We start from the raw sequence: 2,383 nt of genomic DNA on the forward strand, positions 1-2,383 counted from the left end.
AATAAAGATTCGTGGCGAAATGCCGTTCAGTCCGATCGCCCGGTTAGCGTAGATAAACAGGGGAATCAGAAAAATTAACGTTAATCCTAACCACCAATAACGGCGTTTTTTGCCTAAAACCATCGTTCCCGCCACAAAACTAGACAAAATCGCCCCAAAGACCGAAATAGCGGGAATTCCTGCTGTGTAGGGGGCAAGGAAAGCCCCAATTAAGGACCCAATGCCACTAGCGATCGCTCCAGCGATCGGGCCGAGTAACCAACCCAAGAGGGGAAAAACCGCTTGACTGAGGGGCATACTACCGCCAGAAGCGAGGACAATGGAGAAGGGAATAAAAGAAAGGGTGGTGACAATGGCGGCTAAGACGACAATATAGGCGATCGGCGCACCATCAATGGCGGCACTACTGACAGCTTCCACTTTGCGTTCTTCCCCTTCGGGGATAATATCTAGGGTCATAGTTGCAAGGGTAATTCTAACTTTTCTATCATCCTCTGGTTTGATCTTCTTCGGGCAATTATTGATTTTTTCGATAACAGCGCACGGTAATGTGATCCTAAATCCGTTGAGTATGGGCTACATACCAGGACAGGCACCCATGCAAAACGGAGAATAAATAATCAGTCTTTAACAACTGGATTTATAGCGTTTCCTGTTCGCAAGAGGTACATTATCGATGTTAAAAAGCTTGTTCAGCAAAGGTTTAACTGTGCCACATAGTGTGAGAACCGCTATAGTATGACATCCAAACAGATAAAACTCAAAAACAGTAGAGCCAGCTTTTGGCGTATATCCGCAAAAACTGGCACCTTCTATCTACTGACTTTCATATATTTAAGGTCTTTATCTCGGCTGACCTCATTTCAAATTGTCTATAGTATTTCCTACTTTTCCATCGTTTCCTCTATACTTAATTATTTTTTAATATTTACTTCTGTGAGGATTGGTCAGGTTTTATTAAGTAATGCTGCGGATGGAGGGAAACGCCGAGAATTTGTGATATCCACACCTCAAAATCGTGGATTGGATAAGGTTGTCCCCCCGTCAAGGGATTTACCATTGGTTTCACCAGAATGGTAAACATTCCCAGACGATTTCCCGCTAAAACATCGGTAAACAAGCGATCGCCAACCATCGCAATTTGTTGGGGGGGGAGACTCATGGCTGCCATCGCTTGCCGGAGTTTGCGTCGAGAGGGTTTCACCGCACCGAGAAGGTAGGGAAGTTGTAAATTATCAGCGATCGCACAGATACGATTTTCGCTAAGATTATTGCTTACCAACCAAATCGGTAGATAAAGACGCAAGGAATCGACCCAACGCTGTAAATCCTCAGAAACCGTCGTTTCCTGGAGGGGAACAAGGGTATCGTCCACATCGAGAATCAATCCCTTAATCTGATGCTGACTCAAAATCTCCAGACTGAGACCGAGAATCGTATCCCCTAAAATTAAATCGGGTTGTAGAATTTTTGCTCTAGTCATTACTTCTCAAAAATAACTGGCACCGAGTCGATCGAACTCAGCTTCCCTACTTAGTATAAATGACCGACTGCCTCTGAAAATCTTGCCTGGCCGATCCCTTCACTTGGCCGCTCGAATCACCTGTAAACTGCCACCGGCGTATAATTTTTGTTGACAATCACGAAAACCGATCGCCTGTAAAGATCGGATCAGATCCCGATCGATAAACTGCCAAGCGGTATCGGTTTCAAATAATTGCAAAAATAGGGCTAAAGAAGGCCAAAAAAGCGGGTTAGTGGGTCGATGAAAATCCACGAGGGCAAAAATTCCCCCCGGTCTGAGAACTCGATACACTTCTTTAAGGATTTCCTCTAACTGCTCTGGTTCCATTTCGTGGAGAGCGGCGCTAGTATGAACAAAGGCGAATTCTCGGGCATCAAAGGGCATTTTTTCGGCTAATCCCTCCACATAATGCGCTTGCGGCACCGCTAAACTAGCTCGCTCCAGGGCCCGGGGAGAGACATCTAAACCGACACAGCGATCGGATAGGGGGACTAAATAACGGGTGGTTTGACCCGCACCACAACAGAGATCGAGGATTGGGTCATTTTTAGCGATTTTTAAACCTTCTAGGGCCAATTGCCGAAAACGGGTCTCCCCACCCACCGCTAGGGCAGCCAGACGGGAGATACCATCGTAAAGCCATTGATATTGATAACTGAGGGGACGTAAAATTGTAGCCAAGATCAACCTCCAAGATTTGATTAAGTTCTCTGTAGCCTGTAATTTGTTTTAACGGTTCCACCGATATATTGTTAAACTTGGTAAAGAATCTGAAAATTTAAAAATTATCTGTTAACACTATGGGTCGCGTTGGGGTTTTATTATTAAATTTGGGTGGGCCGGAGCGGTTAGAGGATG

The 2,383-nt window shown here is 45.2% G+C and carries 3 protein-coding genes; all 3 read right to left on the bottom strand.

Translation table 11 applies throughout. The annotated features are described in order from the left end of the window. On the bottom strand, positions 1–459 hold a 459-nt coding region (locus tag PX481_RS20895), incomplete at its 3' end, for an ECF transporter S component (protein ID WP_288095785.1). 469 nt (positions 460–928) lie between these two features. Next, positions 929–1,483: a YqeG family HAD IIIA-type phosphatase gene (locus tag PX481_RS20900; protein ID WP_288095787.1), complete on the bottom strand. Its 555-nt coding sequence runs from the start codon at positions 1,481–1,483 to the stop codon at positions 929–931. Positions 1,484–1,582: 99 nt separating this feature from the next. Further along, the gene (locus PX481_RS20905) at positions 1,583–2,206 is read right to left on the bottom strand and encodes a class I SAM-dependent methyltransferase (protein WP_288095789.1); all 624 of its coding nucleotides are present in this window, start codon (positions 2,204–2,206) and stop codon (positions 1,583–1,585) included. Between the last annotated feature and the right edge of the window lie 177 nt (positions 2,207–2,383).

The organism is Microcystis sp. M53603_WE2 (genome assembly GCF_030065435.1).

What these genes read in the sequence shown, in the direction of transcription:
- PX481_RS20900 (WP_288095787.1), bottom strand. Translation starts at nt 1,483, where the DNA reads ATGACTAGAGCAAAAATTCTACAACCCGATTTAATTTTAGGGGATACG.